The organism is Streptomyces vilmorinianum, assembly GCF_005517195.1.
Lineage (GTDB): Bacteria > Actinomycetota > Actinomycetes > Streptomycetales > Streptomycetaceae > Streptomyces > Streptomyces vilmorinianum.
This window is the reverse complement of sequence record NZ_CP040244.1, coordinates 553,713-560,000: the sequence shown is the minus strand read 5'-3', so window position 1 is coordinate 560,000 and position 6,288 is coordinate 553,713. Positions and strand designations below refer to the sequence as shown.

Sequence of the window (6,288 nt, the reverse complement as noted above, 5' to 3'; positions counted from 1 at the left end):
GAACGCGGATTCCTCATTTCGCAAAAACGCACGGAAAGCACGACGGCGCGATGAAGCACCGTCAGCTTCTAATGGATCTTGCGGAATGGCTGTCCGGGGCCGACCGGAGTCGGTGCTCACGTCGGACAACTCGGAGAACACTACGGATCGAGGAATCCCATGTCAACCCTCGTCCTCGGGCGTACCCTCTGGGTGTGACTACGCATGCGCGCACGACTCAGTGGTGGGCCGCCTGACGGCGGCCCGGACTGACGCATGCACTCAGCGGCCGCCGCCTCGGCGGCCGTTCGCGTATCCCCCTCCGGGAGTGCGGCCGACGGGTCGGCGCACAGGAGAGAGGGAGAACGAACGCGATGAAGCGCATCTTCAGCGGGGTCAAGCCGACCGGGCATCTGACGCTGGGCAACTACCTCGGGGCCGTACGGCGGTGGGTCGAGGTGGATCAGCACCGGTCCGACGCGCTGTTCAGCGTCGTGGATCTGCACGCGCTGACCGTCGAGCACGACCCGGCCCGCGTACGGCGGCTCAGCCGGCAGGCGGCCACCCTGCTGTTGGCCGCAGGCCTTGACCCGAAGCTGTGCACCTTGTTCGTACAGAGTCATGTGGACGAGCACGCCCGGCTCTCGTACCTGCTGGAGTGCACGGCCACGGACGGCGAGCTGCGGCGGATGATCCAATACAAGGAGAAGGGGGAGCGGGCGCGGGTCGCCGGGCAGAGTGTGCGGCTGTCGTTGCTGACGTATCCGGTGCTGATGGCGGCGGACATCCTGGCCTACGGGACCGACGAGGTGCCGGTGGGTGACGACCAGACGCAGCATGTGGAGCTGACCCGGGATCTGGCCGTGCGGTTCAACCAGCGGTACGGGCATGTGTTCACCGTGCCGAAGGCGACGCATCCCGAGGTGGCGGCGCGGGTCATGGATCTGCAGGACCCCCGCTCGAAGATGGGGAAGTCGCACGAGAACGGGGCCGGGATCGTCTATCTGCTGGACGACGAGGACACCGTGCGGCGGAAGATCATGCGCGCCGTGACGGACAGCGGGCGGGAGGTCGCGTACGACCGCGAGTCCAGGCCGGGGGTGGCGAATCTGCTCGATCTGCTGGCCGCCGCGACGGGTGGGAACCCGGAAGCCCTGGCCGGTGTATATGAGTCGTACGGATCTTTGAAGAGGGACACGGCGGACGCGGTGGTCGAGCTGCTGCGGCCGGTGCGGGAGCGGCACGCGGAGTTGGCGGCCGATCCGGGGCATGTGGACCAGGTGCTACGGGATGGGGCCGAGCGGGCCCGGGGGATGGCACGGCCGTTGGTGGACAGGGCCTATCGGGCGATCGGGCTGTTGCCGGCCGGGTGACGGAAGGCGCTGCGGTAGTCGCGCGGGCTGGTGGCGAGGTGCGAGGCGAAGTGCTGGCGCATCGTGACCTCGCTGCCGAAGCCCGCGCGGCGGGCGACTTCGGGGAGGGGGTGGTCGGTGAGTTCGAGGAGTTTCTGAGCGGCGGCGACGCGCTGGGTGATGAGCCAGTGCAGGGGGGTGGTTCCGGTGGTGGCCTGGAAGTGGCGGGCGAAGGTGCGCGGGGACATGCCGGCGTGGGCGGCCAGGCTCGCGACGGTGTGTGGTTCGTCGAGGTGGGCGAGAGCGTGGGCGCGGACGGCGGCCAGGGCGTCCTCGTCGCGGTCGGCGCGGGGTGTGGGGTGCTCGATGAACTGGGCCTGGGTGCCGGTGCGGAAGGGGGCGGTGACCATCGAGCGGGCGATCGTGGCGGCGGTTTCGGCTCCGTGGGCGGTGCGGACGAGCTGGAGGCAGAGGTCGATTCCGGCGGCGGTGCCGGCGGAGGTCCAGATGCCGGAGTCCTCGACGAAGAGCGCGTCGGGTTCGACGGTGATGAGGGGGTGGCGGGTGGCCAGCGTCTGGGCGAGGTGCCAGTGGGTGACCGCGCGGCGGCCGTCGAGGAGGCCGGCTCGGGCGAGGACGAATGCGCCCGCGCAGAGAGAGGCGACGGGAGTGCCGGAGGTGTGCGCGGTACGGAGGGCGTCGAGTACGGCCTCGGGGACGTCGGCGTCGGGGTTCTCGATACCGGGGACGAGCACGAGGTCGGCCTCGGTGAGCCAGTCGAGGGAGCGGTCGGGGGTGAGGGTGAGTCCGCCGCGGATCGGGATGGGGGTGGTGGGGTCGGCCGCGACGCGGCGGAGTTCGAAGGGAGGGACTCCGCGAGGGGTGCGGTCACCGCCCCAGACCTCGGTGATGACGGAGACGTCGAAGGCGCGGATCCCCGGGAAGGAGACGAGTGCGATGCGCTGCTGCCGCATGCGTGGCAGTAAACCATCGATCGTTGACTTTTCCTCCCCTGGGAGAGGGCGTCGGTGCTCGGCAGGATCGTGGTCATGGAGATCGCGGAGAACGCAGCGCTGGTGGTCGTCGACGTGCAGAAGGGGTTCGAGTACGAGTTCTGGGGGCGTCGGAACAACCCGGACGCCGAGGAGAACATCGCGGCCCTGATCGACCTCTGGCAGGAGACGGGGCGGCCGGTCGTGTTCGTGCGGCACGACTCCGTGCAGGAGGGGTCGCCGCTGCGGCCGGGCACCGAGGGCAATGACTTCAAGGACTTCGTCGAGGAGCGGCGCGGGAAGGGCGGTGGGCCGGAGCTGCTGGTGAGGAAGTCGGTGAACTCGGCGTTCTACGGGGAGCCCTCGCTGGACGTGTGGCTGAAGGGGGCGAGGATCGGAGAGGTCGTGATCGTCGGGATCCAGACGAACATGTGCAACGAGACGACCGCGCGGATGGGTGGGAACCTCGGGTACGACGTGGTGTTTCCGCTGGACGCCATGCACACCTTCGACCTGGCCGGGCCGTTCGGGTGGTCGGCGACCGCGGAGGAGCTGACCCGGGCGACGGCGGTCTCGCTGCACGGTGGGCGTTTCGCCCGGGTCGTCACGACGGAGGACGTGCTGAAGGGGGCGGCGGCCGGCTAGCGGCGGGCCGGGCCGGTCAGCCGTTGCCGGAGGCGAGCTCGCGGCTGCGGTCGCGGGCGGCCTCCAGGGCGGCGATGAGGGCGGCACGGACGCCGTGGTTCTCCAGCTCGCGGATGGCGCTGATGGTGGTGCCGGCCGGGGAGGTGACGGCCTCGCGGAGCTTGACGGGGTGCTCGCCGCTGTCGCGGAGCATCACGGCGGCGCCGATGGCGGCCTGGACGATCAGGTCGTGGGCCTGGGCGCGGGGCAGGCCGAGGAGGATGCCTGCGTCGGTCATGGCCTCGACGAGGAAGTAGAAGTACGCCGGGCCGGAGCCGGAGAGGGCGGTGGCGGCGTCCTGCTGGGACTCGGGGACGCGCAGGGTCTTGCCGACGCCGCCGAAGATCTCCTCGGCGTGGACGAGGTGTTCGGGGGTGGCGTGGCTGCCGCCGGAGATGACGGACATGCCCTCGTCGACGAGGACGGGGGTGTTGGGCATGACGCGGACGACGGGGGTGCCGGCGGTGAGCCGTTCCTCGATGAAGGAGGTGGGGATGCCGGCGGCGGCGCTGATGACGAGGCGGTCGGCGGTGACATGGGGGGCGAGTTCGTCGAGGAGGCGGCCCATGTCCTGGGGCTTCACGGCGAGGATGAGGGTGTCGGCGCGCTTGGCGGCCTCGGCGTTGGTGACGGGCTCGACGCCGTAGCGGGCGCGCAGCTCCTCGGCGCGCTCGGTGCGGCGGGCGGTGACCAGCAGGTTGGCGGGGCGCCAGCCGGCCCGGATCATGCCGCTGAGGAGCGCTTCACCGATCTTGCCGGTGCCGAGGACTGCGACGGTCTGGGTCATGGCTCTGTTCACCTCGCCGGAAGGGATACGTGTCGCCATCCTCGCACCGTGGGGGCCTGTGCGGCTCGGTTGTCCGAGGGGCGGTCAGGCGGTGCGGCGGCGGAGGGTGGCGGCGCCGAGGGTGAGGACGAGCAGGGCGCAGCCGGCGACGACGAGGGCGTCGCTGATGAAGTCGGCGGTGACGTCAGTGTGTCGGAGGACCTCGTTCATGCCGTCGACGGCGTACGACATCGGCAGCGCGTTGGAGATCGCTTCGAGGACGGGGTGCATCTGGTCGCGCGCGATGAACAGTCCGCAGAGCAGCAGCTGGGGGAAGATCACGGCCGGCATGAACTGGACGGCCTGGAACTCGGAGGCGGCGAACGCCGAGACGAAGAGGCCGAGGGCGGTGCCGAGGAGGGCGTCCAGGAGGGCGACGAGGAGGAGCAGCCAGGGCGAGCCGACGACGTCGAGGCCGAGGAACCAGACGGCGAGGCCGGTGGCGAGGGCCGACTGGACGATGGCGAGGAGCCCGAAGGCGAGGGCGTAGCCGGCGATGAGGTCGCCTTTGCCGAGCGGCATGGCGAGCAGGCGTTCCAGCGTGCCGGAGGTGCGTTCGCGCAGGGTGGCGATCGAGGTCACGAGGAACATCGTGATGAGCGGGAAGATGCCGAGCAGCGAGGCGCCGATGTTGTCGAAGGTCTGCGGGCTGCCGTCGAAGACGTACCGGAGCAGGAAGAGCATCAGGCACGGTACGAGGATCATCAGGGCGATCGAGCGCGGGTCGTGGCGCAGTTGGCGCAGGACGCGGGCTGCGGTGGCGAGGGTGCGGGCGCTGTTCATCGCTGGGGCTCCTGAAGGCGTACGGCTTCGCGGGCGTTGGCGGCGTCGACGAGGTGGAGGAAGGCCTCTTCGACGGTGGCGGTGTCGTTGCGGCGGCGCAGGGCTTCGGGGGTGTCCTCGGCGAGGATCTCGCCTTCGCGCATGAGGAGGAGCCGGTGGCAGCGTTCGGCCTCGTCCATCACGTGGGAGGAGATGAGGAGCGCGGCGCCGCGGTCGTCGGCGATGCGGTGGAAGAGGTTCCACAGGTCGCGGCGGAGGACCGGGTCGAGTCCGACGGTGGGCTCGTCGAGGACGAGGACTTCCGGGGTGCCGAGGAGGGCGACGGCGAGGGAGACGCGGCTGCGCTGGCCGCCGGAGAGCCGGCCGGCGAGGGAGTCGGCGTGCGAGGCGAGGTCGACGTCGTCGATGGCCCGGGCGACCGCGGTGCGGCGGTCTTCGCGGTGGGCGCGGCCGGGGAGGAGGACGGCGGCGAAGTAGTCGAGGTTCTGCCGGACGGTGAGGTCGTCGTAGACGGAGGGCGCCTGGGTGACGTAGCCGATGCGGGAGCGCAGGGAGGGGTCGCCCGCGGGGTGGCCGAGGACGTCGAGGGTGCCGGTGACCTTGGCCTGGGTGCCGACGACCGCGCGCATCAGGGTGGATTTGCCGCAGCCGGAGGGGCCGAGGAGGCCGGTGATCTGGCCCGGCGGGACGGAGAAGTGGAGGTCGCGCAGGACGGTGCGGTCGCCTCGTACGACGGTGAGGCCGTGGGCACGGATCGCCGCCGGGGCGCCTCCTTCCGAAGAATTCATCATGCGTTGAATAATGCGCCTGAGGGGTCGGGGCGTCAAGCACTCCGGCGGGGGTGGGCGCGGAGGCGGTCACGGGGGCGTGCGGATGTGGCCCGCGCCGCGAGAGGCGACGCCGGCGGAACGATCAGCGGTCGGAAGGCGGACGCGGGTGCCGGCGGGGCCGGGGGCGGTCGCGGAGGTGCCTGTGAAGGGGCCGGGTGCGGCCACCGAGGGCGCAGACGAGCCGGCCCTATGGCCGGTGCGGCGGTGTCGAGGCGATGCGCGAGGTCCACAGGCCGGAGCCGAAGACGACGGCGGTGGCCCGCGGCCGGCTGTCGGCGGCGGAGTCGGGGGGCTTGGCTACTTGCGCTTGGGCTTCTTGCGGGCCGAGGGGTTGCCCGTGCGGGTCGCGCGGCGCTTTTCGTACTGGGCGCGGGACGTCTCGTACTCCGTGCGGCGCAGCTTCTCGCCCGGTGCCTCGAGGGCGCAGCGGAGGGCGTAGGCGAGGAGCGAGCCGACGAAGCCGATCATCTTCAGGCTGCGCAGCGACTCGTCGCGGGCCGGGTCGGCCGGGCGGCGGACGAAGCCCTCCCAGGTCTTGCGGAAGGCGATGGCGCTGCAGATCGCGAACATGAGGATCACGAGCGTGTTCACCAGGCCGCCGACCTCGGCGATCTCCAGCCCCTGGTAGGCGAACCGCAGCACGAAGCAGCCCGCCACGGCGGCGGCCAGCGCCCCGACGGCGAGGCCGACGCGGCGCAGCGCGTAGGCGCCGCTGTGGTCGACCCAGGTCGTCCCGAAGAAACGGATCTCCTCGGGCTGCGGGCCGGCGGGGCCGCTGGGCTTGTCGGTCTGGTCTTCGTCGCTCACGGGGTCGATTATCCCCGGCGTGGCGCCGTAGGGCG

At 71.3% G+C, this 6,288-nt stretch carries 7 protein-coding genes; 2 read left to right on the top strand and 5 right to left on the bottom strand.

Features of this window, described 5'->3' with window-relative positions:
- Window positions 1–353 precede the first annotated feature (353 nt).
- Window positions 354–1,352, top strand: coding sequence for a tryptophan--tRNA ligase (gene trpS / locus FDM97_RS02765; protein WP_137988678.1), 999 nt, complete (start codon window positions 354–356; stop codon window positions 1,350–1,352).
- On the opposite strand, the gene FDM97_RS02760 is transcribed toward trpS, so the two are convergent.
- Window positions 1,319–2,305: a GlxA family transcriptional regulator gene (locus tag FDM97_RS02760; RefSeq protein WP_137988677.1), complete on the bottom strand. Its 987-nt coding sequence runs from the start codon at window positions 2,303–2,305 to the stop codon at window positions 1,319–1,321. The two genes, trpS and FDM97_RS02760, sit on opposite strands and share 34 nt — an antisense overlap.
- Window positions 2,306–2,380: 75 nt before the next feature.
- Between FDM97_RS02760 and FDM97_RS02755 the strand changes: the two genes are divergently transcribed.
- Complete coding sequence (locus FDM97_RS02755) at window positions 2,381–2,968, top strand: cysteine hydrolase family protein (protein WP_137988676.1); 588 nt, start codon at window positions 2,381–2,383, stop codon at window positions 2,966–2,968.
- A gap of 16 nt (window positions 2,969–2,984) precedes the next feature.
- On the opposite strand, the gene proC is transcribed toward FDM97_RS02755, so the two are convergent.
- The 4 genes from proC to FDM97_RS02735 all read right to left on the bottom strand — a co-directional run bounded on the left by proC (window position 2,985) and on the right by FDM97_RS02735 (window position 6,253).
- Entirely contained in the window at window positions 2,985–3,794 is an 810-nt protein-coding gene (gene proC / locus FDM97_RS02750) for a pyrroline-5-carboxylate reductase (protein ID WP_137988675.1), read from the bottom strand.
- Between the two features lie 84 nt (window positions 3,795–3,878).
- Entirely contained in the window at window positions 3,879–4,616 is a 738-nt protein-coding gene (locus FDM97_RS02745) for an ABC transporter permease (RefSeq protein ID WP_137988674.1), read from the bottom strand.
- Complete coding sequence (locus FDM97_RS02740; protein WP_137988673.1) at window positions 4,613–5,407, bottom strand: ABC transporter ATP-binding protein; 795 nt, start codon at window positions 5,405–5,407, stop codon at window positions 4,613–4,615. Before FDM97_RS02740 ends, FDM97_RS02745 begins: the two co-directional genes overlap by 4 nt.
- A gap of 336 nt (window positions 5,408–5,743) precedes the next feature.
- Window positions 5,744–6,253 (bottom strand): hypothetical protein, encoded by a 510-nt coding sequence (locus tag FDM97_RS02735; protein WP_137988672.1) that lies wholly within the window; start codon window positions 6,251–6,253, stop codon window positions 5,744–5,746.
- Window positions 6,254–6,288: the final 35 nt, after the last annotated feature.